This is a genomic window from Cellulosimicrobium sp. SH8, from assembly GCF_025818875.1.
In the GTDB taxonomy this organism is placed as follows: Bacteria; Actinomycetota; Actinomycetes; order Actinomycetales; family Cellulomonadaceae; genus Cellulosimicrobium; species Cellulosimicrobium cellulans_D.
This window is the reverse complement of record NZ_JAMXMH010000003.1, coordinates 67,286-90,102: the sequence shown is the minus strand read 5'-3', so window position 1 is coordinate 90,102 and position 22,817 is coordinate 67,286. Positions and strand designations below refer to the sequence as shown.

The window sequence follows — 22,817 nt, the reverse complement described above, 5'->3', positions numbered from 1 at the left end:
CGGCCACGCGGCGGGGTGAGCGACGAGCTCGCCTGGACCGAGCGCGAGACGCACGTCGCCTGGCTCGACGCGCACACGCGGTCGCTGCTCGGGTTCGGGCGTCATGTCGTCGCGCAGGGGGGAGGGGCGGCCTACCTCGACGAGACCGGGACCCCCGACCCGGAGGCGGGTGTCCAGACGTGGATCACGTGCCGGACCGTCCACGTCTACGCGCTCGGTGCGATGCTGGGCGTGCCCGGGTGCGAGCCGGTCGCGCGCGGGGCCCTCGACGGCCTGCTGGGACCGCTGCACGACGCTGAGCACGGCGGGTGGTTCCACGCCCTCGACGCGCAGGGCCGCCCGGACCGGGCCGCGGGCAAGTCCGCCTACGACCACGCCTTCGTCCTGCTCGCCGCGTCGAGCGCGACGCTCGCCGGGCTGCCGGGTGCGCGTGAGCTGCTCGACGACGCGTGCGCCGTCTTCCTCGCCCGCTTCTGGGACGACGCGGCCGGCCTCGTCGTCGACACCTGGGACGTCGCGTTCGAGGGCCTGGACCCGTACCGCGGGCTGAACGCGAACATGCACGCGGTCGAGGCGATGCTCGCCGTCGCCGACGCCACCGGGGACGTCGCGTGGCGCGACCGCGCCGCGCGCGTGGCCGGGCTCGTCGTGCGGCTCGCCGAGGACCACGACGGCCGGCTGCCCGAGCACTTCGACGCCACGTGGACGCCGGACCTGGAGCTCAACGCCGACCGGCCCGCCGACCCGTTCAAGCCCTACGGGGCGACCGTCGGGCACGGGCTCGAGTGGGCGCGCCTGCTCCTGCACCTGGAGGGCGCGCTGGGCACGCTCGCGCCGTCCGACCTGCGCCCGACGGCGACCGCGCTGTTCGACCGCGCCGTGGCCGACGGCTGGGCCGTGGACGGCGCGGACGGGTTCGTCTACACGACCGACTGGTCCGGTGCGCCCGTCGTGCGCGAGCGCATGCACTGGGTCGTCGCCGAGGCGATCGCCGCTGCCGACGCCCTGCACCGACGGACGGGCGACGCCCGCTACGCGGACCTGTATGCGGCCTGGTGGGACTACGCGGTGACCTTCGTGGTCGACCACGACGGGGGATCGTGGCACCACGAGCTCGACCCGTCGAACAGACCCGCGGGGACCACGTGGCCCGGCAAGCCCGATCTCTACCACGCGGTCCAGGCGACGCTCCTGCCGCGGCTCCCGCTCGGCCCGTCGGTCGCGCGCGCCGTCCACGACGGGCAGGTGGCCTCGTGACGCGCTTCCTCGTGGTCGGCGAGGCTCTCGTCGACGTCGTCCCCGACGGTCCGGGAGCCGCCCGGGACCTGCCCGGCGGGAGCCCCGCGAACGTCGCGCTCACGCTCGGTCGGCTCGGTCGCGAGGTGTCCCTCGCCACGGCGCTCGCGCCGGACGAGCGCGGCGCCCTGGTCCGCGATTGGCTCGCGGCGAGCGACGTGGAGGTGGACGCGCACGTCCCCTCGACGGGCCGGACGTCGGCTGCGACGGTGTCCCTGGACGCCCAGGGGCAGGCGACGTACGCCTTCGACCTCGCGTGGGAGCTCGGGCAGGTGGACCTCGGCGACGCGGAGGTCGTCCACGTCGGCTCCGTCGCGGCGGTGCTGTCCCCGGGCGCCGACGTGGTCCGGGACGTCGTGCGGCGGGCGCGCCCCTCCGCGGTCGTCTCGTACGACCCCAACGTGCGTCCCGCTCTCGTCGACGACCCTGCGGCGGTCCGGGCGCGCGTCGAGGAGATCGTCGCGCTCGCGGACGTGGTCAAGGTGAGCGACGAGGACCTCGCGTGGTTCGCCCCGGGAACCGACCCGCTCGACGTCGCACGCCGCTGGTCGGCGTGGGGCGCGGCGCTCGTCGTCGTGACGCGCGGGGGTGACGGCGCGACGCTCGTCCGCCACGACGGCCGTCTCGTCGAGGTCGGGGGACGTGCGGTCGACGTCGTCGACACGGTCGGCGCAGGTGACACGTTCACGGGGGCGCTGCTCGACGCGCTCGCGGCGCGCGGGGTGCGCGGCCCGGGAGGCGCGGAACTCCTGCGGCGACTGTCGGACGCGGCGGTACGGACGGCGGCACGGTCCGCGTCGGTCGCCGCGTCGGTCACGGTGTCCCGCGCGGGGGCGAACCCGCCGACGCGGGCCGAGCTCCGCGCCGCCGAGGGGCCGGTACGGCCTGAGCCGTTCGCCGGGGCGCCCGTGACGGGCATGACCTGGGGGTGGACGGGCGTGCGCGGGACCTGGACCGGTCCGGGCGCCGAACGTTCCATGGACGCGCTCCAGGGCCTCGGCGTGGACTGGGTGGCCGTGACGTTCTCCGCGAAGCAGGACACGCCGCAGTCGACCGTGGTCCGTTACGGCGACGAGCCGACGGTGACCGACGACGAGGTGCGCGCCGCGATACGCGCGGCGAAGGCGCGAGGCTGGAAGGTGTGCCTCAAGCCGGTGGTCGACTCCGCGGACGGGACGTGGCGAGCGTTCATCGGCTTCTTCGACGAGGACGTCCCGGGCGAGCCCTCGTGGGACGAGTGGTTCGCGTCGTACACGGAGTTCGTCGTGCACCACGCGCGCATCGCCGCCGAGGAGGGGGCGGAGATGTTCTGCGTCGGGTGCGAGATGGTGCGGGCCGACGGGCGCGACGCGCAGTGGCGCGCCCTCGTCGCGGCCGTGCGCGAGGTCTACGACGGCCTGGTGACGTACAACTGCGACAAGTACCAGGAGGACCGCGTCACCTGGTGGGACGCGGTCGACGTGATCGGGAGCTCGGGCTACTACCCGGCCGGGACGTGGGAGCAGCACCTCGACCGGATCGAGGCCGTCGTCGCGCGCGAGGACAAGCCGTTCGTCTTCCTGGAGGCGGGCTGCCCGAGCCGTGAGGGCTCCCCGGCGCGCCCGAACGACTGGAACCTCGTGGGCTCGCCGTCGGGCACGGCGCAGGCCGACTGGCTCGCCGAGATGTTCGCCGCCTGCGCGCGTCGGCCCTGGGTCTCCGGGTACTTCCTCTGGGACTGGCCGTCTCCGCTGTACGCGGAGTCCGAGGCCGCGGCGAACGACGACTATTGCATGTACGGCAAGCCGGGCGCGGAGGTCGTCCGTCGCGCCAACGAGGAGCTGCGCGCACGCGGCTGAGCGTCGCCCACCTCCGCGCGCGACGGTCGGACGCGTGCGATACCGGAGCGGTCCGGGCCGTCCACGAGGGGCGTCCCGGGCCAGCCGGCGCCGTTCCCGTCGGGCCGCCCCGCGGACGACGTCCCGATCGCGTCGAGAACACCCTGGAATTCTCCTCGGGAATGCACTACCTTCGACGTGAAGCGCTTAAGCGCTGGACGGTGTCACGGGGCCGAGTCGGGCCCGGTGAGGGCTCGACGTCGAGCCTGACGAGGACGTCCACCGAGGGCCGGGCGACGACGCCCGGATCGGGAGGAAGATCGATGAGACGACTGTTGGCCATCGCGCTGGGCGCGATGCTCGCCCTGCTGACCGTGCCGGCGCTCGCGCAGGGTGCGACCGCTGCGGGCGACGGGTTCTCCGTCCAGGGCGGGAAGATCTACGACGCGAACGGCAACCAGTTCGTGCCGGTCGGCGTCAACCACGCGCACGCCTGGTACCCGTCCCAGACACAGTCCTTCGCCGACATCCGCGCGGCGGGCGCGAACACGGTGCGCGTGGTGCTGTCGGGCGGACGGTACGGGACGAGCTCGGCCTCCGACGTGAGCGCCGTCGTCGAGCGGTGCAAGCAGAACCAGCTCGTGTGCATCCTCGAGAACCACGACACGACCGGGTACGGCGAGGACGGCAGCGCGCGGTCGCTCGCGAGCGCGGCGCAGTACTGGACCAGCATCGCCTCGGCGCTGCGCGGCCAGGAGCGTTTCGTGATGATCAACATCGGGAACGAGCCCTTCGGCAACTCCGGTTACCAGGGCTGGACGAACGACACGATCGCGGCGATCCAGACCCTGCGCGGCGCAGGGCTCAGCCACACGCTCGTGGTCGACGCCCCCAACTGGGGGCAGGACTGGTCCTTCACGATGCGGGACAACGCCCCGGCCGTCGCGGCCGCGGACGGCAACGTGGTGTTCTCGGTCCACATGTACGGCGTCTTCGACACGGGGGCCGAGGTGCGCGCGTACCTCGACTCCTTCACGAGCCGCGGGCTGCCGATCATGGTCGGCGAGTTCGGCGACAACCACTCGGACGGTAACCCGGACGAGGCCACGATCATGAGCTACACGCGGTCCCAGGGGGTCGGGATGCTCGGCTGGTCGTGGTCCGGCAACGGGAGCGGCGTCGAGTACCTGGACATGGTGAACGGGTTCTCCGCGAGCTCGCTCACCCCGTGGGGCCAGCGCTTCGTCAACGGCGCCGACGGGCTCAAGGCCCGCAACGCGCCCGTGGCCTCCGTGTACGGGGGCGACGGCGGTGGCGACGACGGCGGTGACGGTGGCACGGGCACGGCGCCGAACGGGTACCCGTACTGCGCGAGCGCGTCGTCGGACCCGGACGGGGACGGCTGGGGCTGGGAGAGCAGCGCCTCGTGCGTCGTGCGCGGCTCCTCCGCGGACACGGGTTCCGGTGGTGGCTCCGGGAGTGGGAGCACGGCGCCGAACGGGTACCCGTACTGCGCGAGCGCGTCGTCGGACCCGGACGGGGACGGCTGGGGCTGGGAGAACAGCGCCTCGTGCGTCGTGCGCGGCTCCTCTGCCGACCGCTGAGCCGACCTCCGCTGCGCGATCACGCGCATGAAGCGGTTCATAAAGCAATCCATCCGACGAATGATGGTGAGTGCGCTCGTGAGCGAGCGCAAGACGAAGGAGTTCGATGATCCAGAACAGCACACGACGGGTGCGCACCCGTGCCACGTCCGTCGCGACGTGCGTCGCCGCGCTCGGCCTCGCCGGGTCGGCGGCGCTCGCCCTCGCCTCTCCGGCGGCGGCGGACGAGGCGACCACGGACGGCCTGCACGTCGTCGACGGGCGGCTCGTCGAGGCGGACGGGAGCGACCTCGTCCTCCGCGGGATCAACCACGCCCACACCTGGTACACCCACGAGTTCCAGTCCTTCGAGGACATCAAGGGCACGGGCGCCAACGCGGTGCGCGTCGTCCTGTCCAGCGGCGACCAGTGGACGCGCAACGACCCGCAGGACGTCGCGCGGGTCGTCCGCGAGTGCGACGTGAACCGGCTCGTCTGCGCGCTGGAGGTGCACGACACGACGGGGTACGGCGACGAGTACGCGCCCGCCGCGGTGTCGCTCGACCGCGCGGTCGACTACTGGGAGGACCTGTACCCGACGCTCGCCGGGACGGAGGACAGGATCCTCGTCAACATCGGGAACGAGCCGATCGGCAACGGTCCGATCGCCGACGAGTGGGCGGCGCAGACGTCGGCCGCGATCCAGCGTCTGCGCGACATCGGGTACGAGCACACGATCGTCGTCGACGCCCCGAACTGGGGCCAGGACTGGTCGCGGACGATGTACTCACAGGCGCAGCAGGTGTTCGACGCCGATCCCGACGCGAACGTCGTGTTCTCCGTCCACATGTACGAGGTGTACGGCGACGGTGCGGTGGTCACGGACTACCTGGAGCACTTCGTCGACGCGGGGGTGCCCCTGATCGTCGGCGAGTTCGGCCCCGCGCACTACGGCAACGACGTCGACGAGGACACCATCCTCGCCGAGACGCGGCGCCTCGGCCTCGGGTGGTTCGGGTGGTCCTGGAGCGGCAACAGCGGTGGTGTGGAGGACCTGGACCTCGTCCAGGGCTTCGACCCGGCCTCTCCATCCCCCTGGGGCGAGCGCCTGATCTCCGGCCCGGACGGCATCGCCGAGACGTCGCACGAGGCGTCGGTCTTCGCGAGCCGCACGGACGGATGCTCGGCCGAGCTGGAGGTCCTGTACCGGTGGCCGGGTGGCTACCAGGGTCAGGTCCGGGTGGAGTTCGGCGGCGACCCCGTCTCGACGTGGTCCACCTCGTGGCGCGTGCCCGCGGGCAGCGAGCTCGTGCAGACCTGGCACGGGGCGCTCGCCGTCCACGGCGGCGTCGCGACCGTCGCCGCCGAGTCGTGGAACGCCAACGTCCCGGCCGGCGGGACGATCACCTACGGCTTCTCCGCCCGTGGTGACGCGCCGGTGCTGGCACCGGTCGTCGACTGCTCGGCGGGCTAGGGCCCCGGTCGGCGAGGTGGGGGCGTGGTCACGGTTGCGCCTCCACCTCGCCGTACCCGCCGTCGACCTCGCGGAGCCGTGCCCCTCCTCGCGGACGGGTCAGGCGTTCCCCGCGAGCAGGCGGTCCACCGCGGCGAGGGGGATGGGTTCCCAGTCCGGCCGGTTGCGCGACTCGTACACGACCTCGTAGAGCGCCTTGTCGAGCGTGAGCGCCCGGACGAGCGCCTCGGACGTCGCGCGGTCGACACCGGCCGTGTCCGCACGGTCGTACGCGTCGAGGAACGCGGTGCGCGCCTGGACGGCCCACGCGGCGTCGCGCGCGCGCCCGACGGCCGCCGCGTAGTCGAACGACCGCACGATCCCGGCGACGTCGCGCAGCGCGAGGTCCGGGCGCGTGCGTTCCGCGACGGGGCGCAGGGGCTCGCCCTCGAAGTCGAGCACCTTCCAGCCGAACCGGCGGGCGTGCAGCACCTGGCCGAGGTGCAGGTCGCCGTGGACCGTCTGCAGCCGGGGGAGCGCGTCGGGGACGCGCGTGACGTTCGCGAGGCGCGCGGACGTGCGGTCCCAGAAGGCGGTGACGTCGTGCGCGCGCCGCGCGAGCGCGCGCGACGAGGCGACGGCCTCGTCCGCACGTCGTCGCAGGTCCGCGACGAGCCAGCGCGCGTCGACGGGCGAGCCGACGTCGAACGCGCGCCGGAGCGCGGCGTGCAGGTCGGCGAGCACGCGGCCCAGGTCGGCCGCGAGGTCGGCGAACGACGCCCCCTGGCCCGCGAAGGCGCACGCGAGGTCGAACCCGTCGCGCGCGCCCTCCACGAACTCGCTGAGGATCGCCAGGTGCGCGGAGCGCGGAGCCTCGTCCGGGGTGCTGCCCGACGGCGGTGCCCCGGCCGGTGCGTCCGCGTCGCCCGGTCGGTGGGCCGTGCCCGGACCGACGCGGGCCGGGTCGTCCGCCGCGTCCCAGGTCACCTCGAGCCACGCGAGCGGGCGCGGCACGCCCGTCCAGCCCTGCGCCGCGAGCGCGCGCGGGATCGTCACGTCGGGGTTCGGCCCGATCGCGATGGCCCGCAGCACCTTGAGCATGCTCCCGCCGGCGACGCCCGGGAGCAGCACCGAGCTGTTGGACTGCTCGACGCTCAGCGCACGGCCCCCGGCGAGCTCGCGGTCGGGGGCCGCGACGTCGCCGGCCCCCGCGGCACGGGGCGCCGAGCCCGGCTCCTCCCACGTGACCTCGGCCAGGAGGGCCGCCCAGCAGGTGGGGTGCGCGGCGCCGTCGTGCACGACCCATCCCGGGCCACCCGGGTCGTCCGCGCCGAGGATCCCGATCGACGTCGTGCTCCCGTGCCTCGCCGCACCACCGGGATCCACGCCCCCGGCCGCCGTGCCCGCGGGTTCGAGCACGAGGGGCACCTGCACGACGAGGTCGACGCCGTCCCCGACGAGCCGCAGGAGGTGGAGCTCGACCCGTACGCCCGCCGACGCGGCGTCGGGCCGGCCGGCTGCCGCGGCGGACGCCGGGACGTCGAGCGCGAAGGACAGCCACGGCACGTGCCGCACGGCGACCCCCTTCACGGGGTACCACCGCCGCGCGGGCAGCCAGGCGTCCAGGAGCGCCATGAGCTCCGCCGAGGGCGGGTCCGTCCGCCGTACCGTCACTCGTGCCTCCTCCGTCAGGTCGCCTTCATGCCATCACGCGCCCGTCGCGCCCGCCGCACGAGGACCGGGAGGGGCCGCGCTCAGGCGGGGTCACGCACCACGAGCCAGTAGAAGTCGCGCGAGCCCCACGTCATGACGACGCGCTCGTCGTCGTCGACGGCGGGGAAGTGCGCGCCGCCGAACACGTCGGTGAGCGTCGCCCCGGCGTGGCCGGGCAGGTGCACCGCGGCCGAGCGCGCGGTCGCGGAGAGGTTCGCGACGCACAGGATCGTCTCGGTCGGCGTGCGGCGCAGGAACGCGAGGATCGAGTCGTTGTCGCAGTCGAGCGCGACGAAGTCGCCGGTGCCGAACGCCTTGTGCCGGCGCCGGACCTTGAGCATGCCGTGCACCCAGTGCAGCAACGACGTCGACTGCTCGAGCTGCGCCTCGACGTTGACGTAGCCGTAGTGGTGTACGAGCGACTGGACGAGCGGCAGGTACACCTTGCCGGGGTCGGCGGTGGAGAACCCGGCGTTGCGGTCGGGCGTCCACTGCATGGGCGTGCGCACCGAGTCGCGGTCGGGCAGCCAGATGTTGTCGCCCATGCCGATCTCGTCGCCGTAGTACAGGCAGGGGCTGCCGGGCAGGGAGAGCAGGAGCGCGTGGGCGAGCTCGACCTCCTTGCGCGAGTTGTCGAGCAGGGGAGCGAGCCGACGCCGGATGCCCACGTTCGCGCGCATGCGCGGGTCGGGCGCGTACCAGCCGTACATCGACGCGCGCTCCTCGGTCGAGACCATCTCCAGGGTGAGCTCGTCGTGGTTGCGCAGGAACGTGCTCCACTGCGCGCCGGGCGGGATGTCGGGCGTGTCGGCGAGGATCTCCAGGACCTGGTTGGCGCGCTGGTCCCGGATCGCGTAGTAGATGCGGGGCATCACGGGGAAGTGGAAGCACATGTGGCACTCGGGCTCGTCCGTGGTGCCGAAGTAGTCCACGACCTCGCGCGGCCACTGGTTCGCCTCGGCGAGCAGGATGCGCCCCGGGAACTCCGCGTCGACCATGCGCCGCACGCGCCGCAGGAACTCGTGCGTCTGCGGCAGGTTCTCGCAGTTGGTGCCCTCGGCCTCGTAGAGGTAGGGCACCGCGTCGAGGCGGAACCCGTCGACCCCCATCTGCAGCCAGAACCGCGCGACGTCGAGCATCGCGTCGGCGACGCGCGGGTTCTCGAAGTTGAGGTCGGGCTGGTGGGAGAAGAAGCGGTGCCAGAAGAACTGGCGCCGCACCGGGTCGAAGGTCCAGTTGGACGTCTCGGTGTCGACGAAGATGATGCGCGCGTCCTGGTAGCGCGTGTCGTCGTCGCTCCACACGTAGAAGTCGCCGTACGGGCCCTCGGGGTCGGCGCGCGACGCCTGGAACCAGGGGTGCTGGTCGCTCGTGTGGTTCATGACGAGGTCGATGACGACGCGCATCCCGCGCGCGTGCGCCTCGCTGACGAGCTCCGCGAAGTCGGACGTCGAGCCGTACTGCGGCGCGATCGCGGTGTAGTCGGAGACGTCGTAGCCGCCGTCGCGCAGGGGCGACGGGTAGAACGGCGGCAGCCACAGCGCGTCGATGCCGAGCCACTGGAGGTAGTCGAGGCGGTCGATGAGGCCCCGCAGGTCGCCCGTCCCGCTGCCGTCCGAGTCGGAGAACGCGCGGACGATCACCTCGTAGAAGACCGCGGTCCGGTACCAGTCCGGGTCGTCCGACAGGCCGGGACGCGAGTCGACGGGCGCAGCCGGCTGGCGGCGCGGCGGGAGCGCCGCGACGGGGACCGGCGCGGTGATGGGCGGCACCGGGGCGGGGCCGGCAGCAGGACCGCGCACGGGGACCGGGGCAGCGTCGCGAGGGAACGTCATGCAGGCCTCACGTGCACGACGTGCGCGACCTGGCGCATCGGCTCGAGCCGCACGTACACGTCCTGGCCCCAGCCGTAGCTCTCGCCGGACAGCTCGTCGTGCGCGACGAACGACGGCGCCCACGGGTCCTGCCCGTCGGCGAGCGGAGGCAGCCCGAGGGCCGCGAGGTCGAGGTGCACGTTCGACTCCTGCGGGGAGTGCGGGTCGAGGTTCACCACGACGACGACCGTGTCCGCCTCGCCGGTCGGCGAGTGCTCGGCGGGCAGGTGGCGCGAGAACGCGAGCACCTGGTCGTTCGTCGTCGGGTGCACGGTGAGGTTGCGGAGCTGGCGCAGGGCGGGGTGGTCGCGGCGGACCTCGTTGAGCCGCGCGAGCAGCGTCGAGATCCCGATCTCCTCGGCGAGCGCCCAGTCGCGCGGCTTGTACTCGTACTTCTCGTTGTCGATCTGCTCCTCGACACCCGGGCGGGGCACGTTCTCCACGAGCTCGTACCCGGAGTAGATCCCCCAGGTCGGCGATCCGGTCGCGGCGAGCACCGCGCGCACCGCGAACCCGGCCACCCCGCCGTGCTGGAGGTACGGCGGGAGGATGTCGTGCGTCGTCGGCCAGAAGCTCGGCCGCATGTACGCCCCGGCCTCGCCCGAGACCTCCTCGAGGTACTCGGCGAGCTCGTCGCGGGTGTTGCGCCACGTGAAGTACGTGTACGACTGGTGGAACCCGATCCGCGCGAGCGTGTGCATCATCGCGGGCTTGGTGAACGCCTCCGAGAGGAACACCACCTCGGGGTTCGTCGCACGCACCTCCGCGAGCAGCCACTCCCAGAAGTCGAGCGGCTTGGTGTGAGGGTTGTCGACGCGGAACGCCGTGACGCCCCGGTCGATCCACACCCGGACGACGCGCAGGACCTCGGCGTAGATGCCCGCGGGGTCGTTGTCGAAGTTCAGCGGGTAGATGTCCTGGTACTTCTTGGGCGGGTTCTCGGCGTACGCGATCGAGCCGTCGGCACGCGTCGTGAACCACTCGGGGTGCTCGGTCACCCACGGGTGGTCGGGCGAGCACTGCAGCGCGAGGTCGATCGCGACCTCGAGCCCGTTGCGCCGTGCCTCCTTGACGAACGCGCGGAACGTGCGGTCGCTCCCGAGCTCGGGGTGGATCGCGTCGTGGCCGCCGTCCTTCGAGCCGATCGCGTACGGGCTGCCCGGGTCGCCCGGGAGCGCCGTGAGGGAGTTGTTGCGGCCCTTGCGGTGGGTCGTGCCGATGGGGTGGACGGGCGTGAGGTAGACGACGTCGAACCCCATCGCGGCGATCGCCGGCAGTCGCCGGGCCGCCGCGGTGAACGTCCCGGAGCGCCAGCGCCCGTCCTTGAGCCGGCGCGCGCCCTCCGAGCGCGGGAACATCTCGTACCACGCGCCCGCGAGCGCCAGCGGGCGCTCCACGCGCAGGTCGTACGTGGCCGACGCCGTCACGTGGTCGCGCAGGGGAGCGCGGTCGAGGACGTCGCGCACCTCGGGCGACGTCGCGGCGGCGAGGCGGGCCTCGGCGGGGCGGCTCGCGTCGGCGAGGGCGGCGGCCGCGTCGGCGAGCGTGCGCGCGTCCTCCGGGGAGCGGGTGCCCGGGGTGCCGTCCGCGCCCGGGAGGGGGACGGCGTCGGCCACGACGCGCTCGAAGAGGCGCACGCCCTCGGCGAGCATGAGGTCGACGTCGACGCCCGCGGCGATCTTCACGGTCGCGTCGTGCGCCCACGTGCCGTACGGGTCGCTCCACGCCTCGACGCGCAGCGACCAGTCGCCGACAGCGTCGGGGTGCAGCGTGGCGCGGAACCGGTCGAGGCCGGGCGCGACGTCCACCATGCGCGCGGTGCGCTCGGCCCCGCCGGGGGCGACGAGGACGGCGGTCGCGGCGACGGCGTCGTGCCCCTCGCGGAAGACGGTCGCCTCGACCGGCACCATCTCGCCGACGACGGCCTTCGCGGGCCACCGGCCACCCTCGACGACGGGGGACACGTCCAGCACGGGGATGCGGCCGATCGGGGCGGACGGCGCAGGACGGGGGGCGGTCGCGGGGGCGCGGTGCGGCGCGGGGGCCGGAGGGGTCGACGTCACACGCACAACGTATCGAGGCCCGCGGGGGGCGGGCACCTGGGAGCGCGGGTCGGCGCGTCGCACGTCCGTGCCCGCAGGCGGCGCGCACCCGGGTGAAACTTCATGCAAGCGTTACGTGCGTGTGACGGCGCGAGGGTGTGCAGCGGCCCGAGCCCCCGTAGTCTCGTCCCCGTGAGAGCGATCCGACGGTTCACCGTCCGCACCCTGCTGCCCGCCGAGCTGCGCGACCTGGACGAGCTGGCCCACAACCTGCGCTGGTCCTGGCACGCCCCGACGCGCGACCTGTTCGCCGGCATCGACCCCGAGGCGTGGGCGTCCGTGCACGGCGACCCCGTCGCGCTGCTGGGCGCGCTCGGCCCGGAGCGCCTCGCGGAGCTCGCGGCCGACGGCGCGTTCGTCGAGCGCGTGCGCGCGGCGGCGGCCGACCTGCGCCACTACCTCGACGACGCGCTGTGGTACCAGCAGCGGGCGGCGGAGGAGGAGGGCGGCGCGCTCCCGGCGGCGATCGCCTACTTCTCGCCCGAGTTCGGCATCACGTCCGTGCTGCCGCAGTACTCCGGCGGCCTCGGCATCCTCGCGGGCGACCACCTCAAGAGCGCGAGCGACCTCGGCGTGCCGATCGTCGGCGTCGGGCTCCTGTACGGCGCCGGGTACTTCAAGCAGTCCCTCACGCGCGACGGCTGGCAGGTCGAGACCTACCCGCTGCTCGACCCGGACGGCCTCCCGCTGACCCTGCTGCGCGACGACGACGGCACGCCCGCGCGCGTCTCCCTCGCCCTCCCGGGCGGTCGGACGCTGCACGCGCACGTGTGGGTCGCAGCCGTCGGGCGCGTGCCCCTGCTGCTGCTCGACTCGAACGTGCCCGGCAACGACGAGGCCGCGCGCAAGGTGACCGACCGCCTCTACGGCGGCGGCGGGGAGCACCGCCTCCAGCAGGAGCTGCTGCTGGGCGTGGGCGGCGTGCGCGCGCTGCGCCTGTGGTCGCGCCTCACGGGCGCCCCGGCGCCGGAGGTCTACCACACCAACGAGGGGCACGCCGGCTTCCTCGGCGTGGAGCGCATCCGCGAGCTCGTCGAGCAGGGCCTCACGTTCGACGAGGCACTGGAGGCCGTGCGCGCCGCGACGGTCTTCACGACGCACACGCCCGTCCCGGCCGGCATCGACCGGTTCGGGCGCGACCTCGTCACGCAGTACTTCGGCGGCGACATGGCCGTCGACGGGCTGCCCGTGGAGCGGGTCCTCGCGCTCGGCGCCGAGGACTACGACGGCGGGGACCCCACCGTCTTCAACATGGCCGTCATGGGCCTGCGCCTGGGCGGCCGCGCGAACGGCGTCTCGCTGCTGCACGGCGAGGTGTCGCGCGGCATGTTCGAGGGTCTGTGGCCCGGGTTCGACGCGCGCGAGGTCCCCATCACGTCCGTGACGAACGGCGTGCACTCGCCCACGTGGGTGGACCCCGCTTTCGCGGCCCTCGAGTCCGAGCGGCTCGGGCTCGACGAGCTCACCGCCGCCGACGCGTCGTCGGGCTGGCTGCGCGGCGCCGGGGACGGCGGCGTGAGCGACGGCGACCTGTGGGCGATCCGCCGCGAGATGCGCGGACGCCTCGTCGACGAGGCCCGCCGCCGCGTGCGCAAGTCGTGGCGCGAGCGCGGTGCGACCCCGGCCGAGCTGGGCTGGGTCGACGACGTGCTCTCGCCCGACGTGCTCACGATCGGCTTCGCGCGCCGCGTGCCCACCTACAAGCGGCTCACGCTCATGCTGCGCGACCCCGAGCGGCTCAAGGCGCTGCTCCTGCACCCCGAGCGGCCCGTGCAGCTCGTCGTGGCGGGCAAGTCGCACCCCGCGGACGACCAGGGCAAGCGCCTCATCCAGCAGCTCGTCCGCTTCACCGACGACCCCGAGGTGCGCCACCGCATCGTCTTCCTGCCCAACTACGACATCGCCATGGCGCAGTCGCTCTACCCGGGCTGCGACGTCTGGCTCAACAACCCGCTGCGCCCGCTGGAGGCGTCCGGGACGTCGGGCATGAAGTCGGCGCTCAACGGCGGCCTCAACCTGTCCATCCTCGACGGGTGGTGGGACGAGTGGTTCGACGGCGAGAACGGCTGGGCCATCCCGACCGCCGATGGCGTCGAGGACCCCGACCGCCGCGACGACCTCGAGGCGTCGGCGCTGTACGACCTCGTCGAGCAGCAGGTCGCGCCGCGCTTCTACGACCGTGACACGGACGGCGTGCCCGGCCGGTGGCTCGAGATGGTCCGCCACACGCTCGCGACGCTCGGGCCCAAGGTCCAGGCGACGCGCATGGTCGGCGAGTACGTGACGCGCCTGTACGCGCCCGCCGCCGCCGCCGGGCGGACGCTGGCCGCCGACGGCCTCGCCCCGGCGCGCGAGCTCGCGCACTGGAAGGAGTCCGTGCGGTCCGGGTGGTCGCGGGTGCGCGTCGACCACGTCGACTCGTCCGGCATCGGCGAGGTGCCGCAGGTCGGCGACCGGCTCACCGTGCGCGCGTACGTCTCGCTGGGCGACCTGCGCCCGGAGGACGTGCAGGTGCAGGTCGTGCACGGCCGCGTCAGCGAGGCCGACGTCATCGAGGAGTTCACCGCCGAGCCGCTCGCGCTCGCCGACACGTACGAGGCCGGCCGCTACGCGTTCGCCGGCGACGTCGTGCTCGACGCGTCCGGTCCGTTCGGCTACACGGTGCGCGTCGTCCCGACGCACTCCGGCCTCCCCAGCGTCGCCGAGCTCGGCCTCGTCGCCAACGCCTGACGCACCCCCGCCGAGGTAGAGCCTCCGGTCGCGACGTAGAACACCCGGTGTTCTACGTCGCGGCCGGAGGCTCTACCTCGCGGGTGTCGAGGAGGGTGAGGTAGCGGGTGCGGGTGCGGACGACGTCGGCGAGCTGGGTCTCGATGCCGTCGACGAACTCCTCGCGGTAGACCGCGTCGACCTGCACGGAGATCGCGTAGTAGAGGCCGGTGAAGGTCGCGATGGCGACGGAGACGCGCAGGAGCGTCTGCGTCACGACGAGGTCCGCCCCGCCGACCCCACCCCCGCCCGCGAGCGAGAGCGTCCGCTGCCAGGTGCCGCCGTCGACGTCCCACAGCGCCATGACCTCCGGCGTGACGGTGAGTGTCCCCAGCGCCATGAAGAACACGCCCATGCCGAGGCTCACGACGAGGACCTGCAGGAGCTGGCTGCTCGCGATCATCGTCGCGAGGTTCGCCGTCTGGCCGCGGCTGAAGCGCGTCGCGCGCTCGTGCCCGGGAAGCCGCGCAGCCGTCTCGGCGAGGGCCTCGCGCGCCTCGCCCGGGGAGCGCAGCGCGACGAACAGCACGACGAGCAGCGCGAAGAACGCGCCCAGCACGAGGTCCGCGACGCCGTGCGTGCGGTCGAACACCTGCCAGACCTCGGCGTTGTAGAAGAGGACGAGGGAGAACACCAGCAACAGCGGGAGCAGCCGCACGAGCCGCAGGAGGGCGGCGCCGAGCTCGTCCGTGACGCGCGCGAGGCCCCACCACAGGGACGACAGCACGCCGTACCCCACGACGACGCGCACCACCCCGAGCAGCACCAGGTTCCCCACGACGGTGAGCAGCGCCTCGTCCCACTGCCCGCCGAACACGAGCGGCAGGAGCGCCGGGACGAGCACGAAGAACGCGAGCTCGGGCACGCCGACCGACTGGGGGAGGGTCGACCACGCGCGCCCGCGCAGCACGTTGAGACCTGCGTAGGCGCCGGCGACGATCGCGGCGCCGCCGAGGAGCGCGAGCGCGTTCGCCCAGGCGGGCCAGCCGGAGCGGAGGGCGCCGGTGAGCTCGGCGAGCAGCACGACGAGCAGGAACGGTGCCGACCGGCCGAAGACGTCACGGTCCACGGAGTGACCCTCGACGAGGAGCGGGAGCCCGTTGCGGCGGAAGACACGTTCGCACGCAGCGACGTCGGACGGGCCGGTCTCCGGCTCCGTGCCGGGCTCCTGGTCGACGCCCGGCCCGGCCGGTTCGCCATGCCCGACCGGTCCCGTACCCGGGGCGAGGGCAGGTCGTCCGGGTCGGGACGCGTCGTCGTGCACGCTCATGCTCGGTGACCCTACCGGCCGTGGCACCTCGCGCGACGGACGACGGCAGCCGGCCCCCAGCGACCAGGTGCTGTCTCGCGTGGGTTCAGCCGAGCTCCGCCGCGAGCGAGCGGCCCGCGACACGGCCCGAGTAGAGGCAGCCGCCGAGGAACGTGCCCTCGAGCGCGCGGTGGCCGTGCACGCCGCCGCCGCCGAACCCGGCGGCCTCGCCCGCGGCCCAGAGCCCGGGCAGCACGGAGCCGTCGGCGCGCAGCACGCGCGCGGACGTGTCGGTCCACAGCCCGCCGAGCGTCTTGCGCGTGAGCACCGAGAGGCGGACGGCGAGCAGCGGGCCGTCCTTGGGTGTGGTGAGCGGGCGCGGGGGCGCGACGCGGATGAGGCGGTCGACGCGGTAGCGCCGCGCCATCGCCGTCGCGACGACCTGCGGGTCCTTGCCGAGGCCGGTGCGGACCTGCTCGTCGCGCAGGTGGACGATGCGTGCGAGGGCGTCGCCGTCGACGTGGCCGCGCGAGCCCGGCGTCGCGTCCACGAGCGCGTTCATCCCGGCGGCGAGCTCCTCGGGCGTGTCGGCCCAGACGAACTCGGGCGACTGCTCGGCGAACCGCGCCACCGGCCCGACGGCGCCCGGCAGCACGCGCTGCGCGAGCAGCCGGACGTCCTTGCCGGTGAGGTCGGGGTTCTGCTCGGAGCCCGACAGCGCGAACTCGGTCTCCATGATCGCCTTGTTGAGCACGAACCAGGAGTGGTCGTCGCCGCGCTCGGTGACGTGCTGGAGCGCGCCGAGCGCGTCGAACCCCGGGAACAGCGGCGCGGGCAGCCGGTTGCCGTCGGCGTCGAGCCACAACGAGCTCGGGCCGGGCAGGATGCGGATGCCGTGGTCCGTCCACACGGGGGAGTGGTTCGCGATGCCCTCGGGGTAGTGCCACATGCGGTCCTCGTGGACGAGCGCGGCGCCCGCGTCGGCGGCGACGCCGATCATGAGCCCGTCGGTCGAGTCCGGGACGCCGGAGAGCATCCGCGACGGCAGGCGCCCGGCGGCCTGCGGCCACCGCGAGCGCACGAGGTCGTGATTCGCCCCGATCCCGCCCGACGTCACGACGACGGCGCTCGCGGCGATCTCGACCTCGCCGACGACCTCGCGCGACGACGGCGCGCCGCGCTCGACGTCCGACGGCGCGAGGACCTCCGCGCGCACGCCCGTCACCGCGCCGTCGGTCACGACGAGCGACGTGACCCGGTGCCGGAACCGCAGGTCGAGCAGGCCCGCGGCCCGGGCGTCGAGCGCGGCGCGGACGAACGGCTCGAGGATGCCCGGCCCGGTGCCCCACGTGACGTGGAACCGGGGGACGGAGTTGCCGTGGGCGCCGGCCGCGGACCCGTCGGCGCCCGAGCGCACCGGGTACCCGCCGCGCTCGGCCCACTGCACGAGCGGGAACCACCGCACGCCCTTGTCGTGCAGCCAGCCGCGCATCTCCCCGGCGGCGAAGTCGACGAACCCCTGCGCCCACGCGTACCCGTGGCGGTCGGGACCTTCGCCGCGGTCGGCACCGGGCGCGAACTGCGCGGACCCGAGCCAGTCGTCGAACGCGAGCTCGGCGGAGTCGGTGACGCCCATGCGCCGCTGCTCGGGCGAGCCGACGAGGAACAGGCCGCCGAACGACCACCACGCCTGACCGCCGAGGCTCGCGGCCGGCTCCTGGTCGAGCAGGACGACGCGCCGCCCTGCCGCGGTGAGCTCGGTCGCCGCGACGAGCCCGGCGAGCCCGGCTCCCACGACGACGACCTCGGGGTTCTCGATCGTGGGGGAGCCGACGGAGGAGTCGACCGCGCTGTCACTCATGCGGGAAGAGTAGAGCACGTGTCCAGGCCCCGACAGGCCGGGTGGGCGCGTGCGACCTCGCCTCCATCTCGGCCGACCACGCCTCTCCCTCGGACGACCGGGCCTCGACCTCGCGTGGCCGGGGCCCTACCTCGGCGGGGTGGAGACGTAGACGCGCAGGCTCAGGGCCTCGAGCCCGACGACGTCGCCCGCGCGGGCGGTGCCGTCACCGTTGGTGCGGTCCCGGTCGTTGGGGTGCTCCCAGTCGGAGTCCCACGCGAGGTCCCACAGCTCGTCGCCGCCCGAGGCCGCGCGCACGCCGGGGAGCGTGACGTCGACCGGGTCGAGGGCACCGACGACGACCACGAGGACGTCGGCGTCGCCGGGCTCGGGCGCGGTCCGCAGCATCTGCAGCGTCCGGACGGCGGGGTCGTGCCACGCCGCGTGGTCCAGGAGCTCGCCGTCGGCGTCGAACCAGACGAGGTCGGGCACGCCGGCACCGTCCGTCCCCCGCGGCGTCGCTGCGTCGGTCGGGCGGGGCCGGCCGGTGAAGAACGTGTCGGGGCGCAGCGCGGGGTGCGCGCGGCGCAGGCCGAGCAGGTACCGCGTGGTCGCGAGCAGGTCCTGGCGCCATGGTGACAGGTCCCACGACACCCACGACGTCGCGTCGTCCTGCACGTAGGCGTTGTTGTTGCCGCGCTGGGTGCGACCCATCTCGTCGCCCGCGGTGAGCATCGGGGTGCCGGCGGCGAGGACGAGCGTCGCGAGGAGGTTGCGGATCGACCGGCGGCGCAGGGGCGCGATCTCCACTCCCAGCCCGAGCGCGTCGAGCCCGGCGCCGCCGCCCGCCCGCGCGTCGGGGGCCACGACCGGGCCCTCGAGACCGTGGTTCCAGGACCGGTTGTCGTCGGTCCCGTCGCGGTTGTCCTCGCCGTTCGCGAGGTTGTGCTTGTGGTCGTAGGCGACGAGGTCGGCGAGCGTGAACCCGTCGTGCGCGGTCACGTAGCTCACCGACGCGACGGGCCCGCGCAGCAGCGGCGGGTCGGAGTGGCCGAACAGGTCCGCGGAGCCCGCGAGCCGGGTCGCGAGGTCGCGCACGCCGTGGCCGGGCCGCCCGTGGGACGCCTCGCGCGCGTCGGCGAGCCAGAACTGGCGCGCCGCGTCGCGGAACCGGTCGTTCCACTCGGCGAGCGGCGGCGGGAACTGGCCGGTCCGCCAGCCGCCGGGTCCCACGTCCCACGGCTCGGCGACGAGCTTGAGCCCGCACAGCACCGGGTCGGTCTGGAGCGCGACGAGGAACGGGTGGTCGGGGTCGAACCCGGCCGACCCGCGCCCGAGCGTGACCGCGAGGTCGAACCGGAACCCGTCGACGCCCACGACGTCCGCCCAGTACCGCAGCGAGTCCAGCGCGGCCCGCACCACGGCGGGGCGCCGGAAGTCGAGCGAGTTGCCCGTCCCGGTGACGTCGGCGAGACGCGCGGGCGAGCCGCCGTCGTGCAGGTAGTAGCCGGCGTTGTCGAGGCCGCGCCACGACAGGTGGTAGCCGTCCGCCCCGCCCTCGCACGTGTGGTTGTGCACGACGTCGAGCAGCACCTCGATACCGGCCTCGTGCAGCAGGTGGACCATGCCGCGCACCTCGTCGAGGACGGCGCCGGGACCGGCCTCCTGCGCGGCGCGCGTCGCGTACGCGGCGTGGGGCGCGAAGAACCCGAGCGTCGAGTACCCCCAGTAGTTGGTGCGGCCGCTCGCGAGCAGGTGCGGCTCGGGGACGTTCGCGTGCACGGGCAGGAGCTCGACCGTCGTCACGCCGAGGGTGCGCAGGTGCTCGATCGTCACGGGGTGCGCGACGCCCGCGTACGTGCCGCGCAGGTGCTCGGGCAGCGCCTCGAGCCGCTGCGTGAGGCCGCGCACGTGCGCCTCGTAGACGACGGTGTCGCGCCACGGGACGCGGGGCCGGGGCGCGAGCGCGCCCGCGGGCTCGGCCACGACCACCGCGTGCGGGACGAACGGCAGCGAGTCGCGCGCGTCCGCCGGGCCGTACGGGTCGTCGCCGGCCTGCCCGCGGATCGCAGGGTCGTCGACGAGCTCGCCCACGAGGCCCCGCGCGTACGGGTCGACGAGGAGCTTCGCGGGGTTGTGCCGGAGCCCGGCCGCGGGGTCCCAGGGGCCGTGGACGCGGAACCCGTAGCGCTGCCCGGGGCGGACGCCCGGGACGTGGGCGTGCCAGACGCCGTACGCCGGCCCGGCGAGGGGGACGCGGCGCTCGCGGTAGCGGGCGGGGTCGTGGGCGGGCAGCGCCGCGTCGACGACGTCGACGAGGCACAGCTCGACGGCGGTCGCGTGCGAGGCGAGGACGGCGACGTCGACGCCGCCGCCCGCGACGCGGACGCCGAGCGGCGGCACGAGGGCGTGCCGGTCGACGCGTCCCGGCGCGACCGGGAGCGCGGGATCGCCGCTGGCCGGGGGGACGGGGCTCGGGTCGGGGGGCACGTGCACCCGTCCATTGTGGCGGGTGTCACCGGCTCGTCCCGCCGCCCGCCGGTAGGCTTCCCCGAGCGGGCCGGGAACCTCTCCGGCCGACCGCCCAGCGCACAGGGAGAGCAGCCGATGCGGATCGTCGTCGCCGTGAAGTACGTCCCGGACATCCACGCGGACCGGGGCTTCGAGGGCGGGCGCGTCGTGCGCCGGGCCGACGAGGGGACGCTCAACGAGCTCGACGAGAACGCGGTCGAGGCCGCGTTGCGCCTCAAGGAGGCGCTGCCGGAGGCGGAGCGCGACACCAGCGAGGTCATCGTCCTCACGGTGGCCGGGCCCGACGCCGACGGCGCGGTGCGCCGCGCGTACCAGCTCGGCGCGGACCGTGGGGTGCGCGTGAGCGACGACGCCGTGGCGGGCTCGGACTACTTCGGCACCGCGCGCGTGCTCGCCGCGGCGGTGCGCCGCCTCGCGGACGAGGCGCCGGTGGACGTCGTCGTGACGGGCATGGCCGCGCTCGACGGGCTCGGCTCCGTCGTCCCCGCGCTCCTGTCGGCGGAGCTCGACCTGCCGCAGCTCACGCTCGCCGGGAAGCTCGAGGTCGACGGCGAGCCGGGCGCGCGCACCGCGCGCGTCACGCGCGAGCTCGACGGGGTCGAGGAGGTCCTCGAGGCGCCGCTCCCCGCCGTGGTGTCCGTGACGGACCACGCGAACGACCCGCGCATGCCCAACTTCAAGCTCATCATGGCGGCGCGCACGCGCCCGGTGGAGGCGTGGAGCCTCGCCGACCTCGGCGTCGACCCGGCGCTCGTCGGCGACGCCGGCGCGCGCTCGCGCGTGACCGACGCGTCGCCCCGCCCGCCGCGCCCCGACGCCGAGATCGTCGTCGACAAGGGCGAGGGCGGGCGCGCCCTGGCCGAGTTCCTCATCCGCAACGACCTGGTCTGAGAGGCGTCCGCACATGAGCACCCCCGGGACCCGTACCGTCCTCGTCCTCCTCGACTCCGCCGGCACCGAGCTGCGCTCGCCCGTGCTGGAGCTCATCACCGTCGGCCGCTCGCTGGGGCGCGTCGAGGCCGTCGCCCTCGAGGCACCGAGCGTCGACGTGCTCGCCCAGCTCGGCGCCTACGGCGTCGCGCTCGTGCGCCAGGCCGAGCCGTCGTCGGGCGGGGAGGTCGTGACCGGCGACGCGCTGCACCTGACGCCCGTCGTGGCGGAGGTCCTCGCCGCCGCGACGCGCGCGTCCGACGCGGACGCCGTCCTGCTCACGTCGTCCTTCCCCAACAAGGAGGCGGCCGCGCGCCTCGCGTTCCTCACCGAGGCGGGACTGGTCGTGGACGCGTCGGCGCTGACCGACGGCGGTACGCACCTCGTCGCGGACAAGCGCGTCTTCGCCGGGTCCTGGGACGTGCGCAGCGAGATCGTCACCGACCCCGCCGTGCTCACGCTGCGGGCGAACTCCGTCGTGCCGCAGCCCGCGGAGGTCGCCGTGGCGACCGAGGTCGCTGCGCTGCGCCTCGAGCTCTCGCCCGCCGCGACCGCGACGCGCGTCGTGTCCCGCACGGTCGACGAGTCGGCCGGCGCGGGTCGCCCGGCGCTCGGCGAGGCCGCGATCGTCGTGGCCGGGGGCCGCGGCACCAACGGAGACTTCGGTCCCGTCACCGAGCTCGCCGACGCGCTCGGTGCGGCGGTGGGCGCGACGCGCGACGCCGTCTACGAGGGCTGGCACGACCAGTTCGTCGGGCAGACGGGCGTCACCGTGGCACCCCGCCTGTACATCGGCGCGGGCATCTCCGGCGCCCCGCACCACCGCGGCGGCATGCAGGCGTCGCAGGTGATCGTCGCGGTGAACAACGACCCGGAGTGCCCGCTGTTCGAGATCTCGGACTTCGCGGTCGTGGGCGACCTCGCGGACGTGCTGCCGCAGGCGGCCGAGGTGCTGCGCGAGCACCGGTCGACCCAGGGCTGAGCGCTCTGATGGCCTGGTGGGAGGAGGACAGGTCGCCCCTCGCCGACCAGCTCGCGGACTCGAGCCGCCCGGTGCGGCCGGTGTCGCCGTACGAGGGTGACCACTCGGGGGCGTGGGCGTCCCTGCCGTGGTGGCTGCTGCTCGGAGCCGCCGTCACCGCCGCCGGGATCGCCGTGCTCCGGTTCTCCGGGACGTTCGCGGTCGCCTGCCTCGGGACGACCGTGCTCGCGCTGGGACTCTTCTACCTCAGCCAGTACGGGACCCTCGCCTTCTACGTGCTCCAGGTCGGCCGTCTGCGCGACCGGCGTGCCGCGGCGGCGCTCGCCCACGAGCCCCCGCCGCCCCTGACCGACCACGACGTGCGGCAGTTCCACGTGCCGTTCCGCCGCTCGTCCACCGGCTCCGCGTTCCTCGGGCTCCTGGACCCCGGCGAGGGACCGTCGCCGGCGGCCTTGCGCGTCGCCCGTGTGGTCGGTGGCGCGTGCACCGGGGTCTTCGTGGCGGGCGCCGTCCTGACGGTCGTCGCCGGGACGCTGGCGCGCGCCTGACAGCGCCACCCACCGACCCGGCGCCGCGAGGGCCGGCCGCTCAGCGGGCGGACAGCGGGTGCCGAGAATTCACCCGGTGTCCTCCGGGCGGTGGCCGACCGGTCATCGACCGTTCCTAGCGTCGGGGCC

At 74.5% G+C, this 22,817-nt stretch carries 14 protein-coding genes; 8 read left to right on the top strand and 6 right to left on the bottom strand.

Annotated features, from left to right (window positions below; genetic code table 11):
* Nucleotides 1-15: 15 nt before the first annotated feature.
* From NF338_RS05390 to NF338_RS05370, 4 genes are all read left to right on the top strand, one after another.
* Entirely contained in the window at nt 16-1,257 is a 1,242-nt protein-coding gene (locus NF338_RS05390) for an AGE family epimerase/isomerase (RefSeq protein ID WP_264029854.1), read from the top strand.
* Nucleotides 1,254-3,134, top strand: a complete 1,881-nt coding sequence (locus tag NF338_RS20965; RefSeq protein WP_318782965.1) for a PfkB family carbohydrate kinase — start codon at nt 1,254-1,256, stop codon at nt 3,132-3,134. The genes NF338_RS05390 and NF338_RS20965 overlap by 4 nt, the downstream gene beginning before the upstream one ends.
* Before the next feature lie 302 nt (nt 3,135-3,436).
* Nucleotides 3,437-4,717 (top strand): cellulase family glycosylhydrolase, encoded by a 1,281-nt coding sequence (locus tag NF338_RS05375; RefSeq protein ID WP_264029853.1) that lies wholly within the window; start codon nt 3,437-3,439, stop codon nt 4,715-4,717.
* A 106-nt stretch (nt 4,718-4,823) separates the two neighbouring features.
* On the top strand, nt 4,824-6,170 hold the full coding sequence (locus NF338_RS05370; RefSeq protein WP_264029852.1) for a cellulase family glycosylhydrolase: 1,347 nt from the start codon (nt 4,824-4,826) through the stop codon (nt 6,168-6,170).
* Nucleotides 6,171-6,269: 99 nt separating this feature from the next.
* On the opposite strand, the gene NF338_RS05365 is transcribed toward NF338_RS05370, so the two are convergent.
* The 3 genes from NF338_RS05365 to NF338_RS05355 form a co-directional block, all read right to left on the bottom strand.
* Complete coding sequence (locus tag NF338_RS05365; RefSeq protein WP_264029851.1) at nt 6,270-7,823, bottom strand: aminoglycoside phosphotransferase; 1,554 nt, start codon at nt 7,821-7,823, stop codon at nt 6,270-6,272.
* Nucleotides 7,824-7,903: 80 nt separating this feature from the next.
* The gene (gene treS, locus NF338_RS05360; protein ID WP_264029850.1) at nt 7,904-9,697 is read right to left on the bottom strand and encodes a maltose alpha-D-glucosyltransferase; all 1,794 of its coding nucleotides are present in this window, start codon (nt 9,695-9,697) and stop codon (nt 7,904-7,906) included.
* Nucleotides 9,694-11,799, bottom strand: a complete 2,106-nt coding sequence (locus NF338_RS05355) for a maltotransferase domain-containing protein (protein ID WP_412846162.1) — start codon at nt 11,797-11,799, stop codon at nt 9,694-9,696. Before NF338_RS05355 ends, treS begins: the two co-directional genes overlap by 4 nt.
* 171 nt (nt 11,800-11,970) lie before the next feature.
* On the opposite strand from NF338_RS05355, the gene glgP reads away from it, so the two are divergent.
* Nucleotides 11,971-14,568 carry an alpha-glucan family phosphorylase gene (gene glgP / locus NF338_RS05350; RefSeq protein WP_264029849.1) on the top strand — a complete coding sequence of 866 codons (2,598 nt, stop codon included), beginning with the start codon at nt 11,971-11,973 and terminating at the stop codon, nt 14,566-14,568.
* A gap of 52 nt (nt 14,569-14,620) precedes the next feature.
* Here the strand turns inward: glgP and NF338_RS05345 are convergent, their stop codons facing one another.
* The 3 genes from NF338_RS05345 to glgX all read right to left on the bottom strand — a co-directional run bounded on the left by NF338_RS05345 (nt 14,621) and on the right by glgX (nt 20,099).
* Nucleotides 14,621-15,877 (bottom strand): hypothetical protein, encoded by a 1,257-nt coding sequence (locus NF338_RS05345; RefSeq protein WP_264029848.1) that lies wholly within the window; start codon nt 15,875-15,877, stop codon nt 14,621-14,623.
* Between the two features lie 85 nt (nt 15,878-15,962).
* Nucleotides 15,963-17,717, bottom strand: a complete 1,755-nt coding sequence (locus NF338_RS05340) for an FAD-binding dehydrogenase (RefSeq protein ID WP_264029847.1) — start codon at nt 17,715-17,717, stop codon at nt 15,963-15,965.
* A 126-nt stretch (nt 17,718-17,843) separates the two neighbouring features.
* On the bottom strand, nt 17,844-20,099 hold the full coding sequence (gene glgX / locus NF338_RS05335; protein WP_264030045.1) for a glycogen debranching protein GlgX: 2,256 nt from the start codon (nt 20,097-20,099) through the stop codon (nt 17,844-17,846).
* 204 nt (nt 20,100-20,303) lie between these two features.
* Here glgX and NF338_RS05330 point away from each other — a divergent pair, with 204 nt between their 5' ends.
* The 3 genes from NF338_RS05330 to NF338_RS05320 are packed head-to-tail and all read left to right on the top strand — an operon-like array spanning nt 20,304 to nt 22,688.
* On the top strand, nt 20,304-21,119 hold the full coding sequence (locus NF338_RS05330) for an electron transfer flavoprotein subunit beta/FixA family protein (protein ID WP_264029846.1): 816 nt from the start codon (nt 20,304-20,306) through the stop codon (nt 21,117-21,119).
* Between the two features lie 13 nt (nt 21,120-21,132).
* On the top strand, nt 21,133-22,140 hold the full coding sequence (locus NF338_RS05325) for an electron transfer flavoprotein subunit alpha/FixB family protein (RefSeq protein WP_264029845.1): 1,008 nt from the start codon (nt 21,133-21,135) through the stop codon (nt 22,138-22,140).
* A gap of 8 nt (nt 22,141-22,148) precedes the next feature.
* Entirely contained in the window at nt 22,149-22,688 is a 540-nt protein-coding gene (locus NF338_RS05320) for a hypothetical protein (protein ID WP_264029844.1), read from the top strand.
* Nucleotides 22,689-22,817 lie beyond the last annotated feature (129 nt).

Coding starts and splice junctions, on each gene's coding strand:
- NF338_RS05345 (WP_264029848.1), bottom strand. CDS start 15,877: ATGAGCGTGCACGACGACGCGTCCCGACCCGGACGACCTGCCCTCGCC.
- treS (WP_264029850.1), bottom strand. CDS start 9,697: ATGACGTTCCCTCGCGACGCTGCCCCGGTCCCCGTGCGCGGTCCTGCT.
- NF338_RS05370 (WP_264029852.1), top strand. CDS start 4,824: ATGATCCAGAACAGCACACGACGGGTGCGCACCCGTGCCACGTCCGTC.
- NF338_RS05340 (WP_264029847.1), bottom strand. CDS start 17,717: ATGAGTGACAGCGCGGTCGACTCCTCCGTCGGCTCCCCCACGATCGAG.
- NF338_RS05320 (WP_264029844.1), top strand. CDS start 22,149: ATGGCCTGGTGGGAGGAGGACAGGTCGCCCCTCGCCGACCAGCTCGCG.
- NF338_RS05375 (WP_264029853.1), top strand. CDS start 3,437: ATGAGACGACTGTTGGCCATCGCGCTGGGCGCGATGCTCGCCCTGCTG.
- NF338_RS05325 (WP_264029845.1), top strand. CDS start 21,133: ATGAGCACCCCCGGGACCCGTACCGTCCTCGTCCTCCTCGACTCCGCC.
- NF338_RS05330 (WP_264029846.1), top strand. CDS start 20,304: ATGCGGATCGTCGTCGCCGTGAAGTACGTCCCGGACATCCACGCGGAC.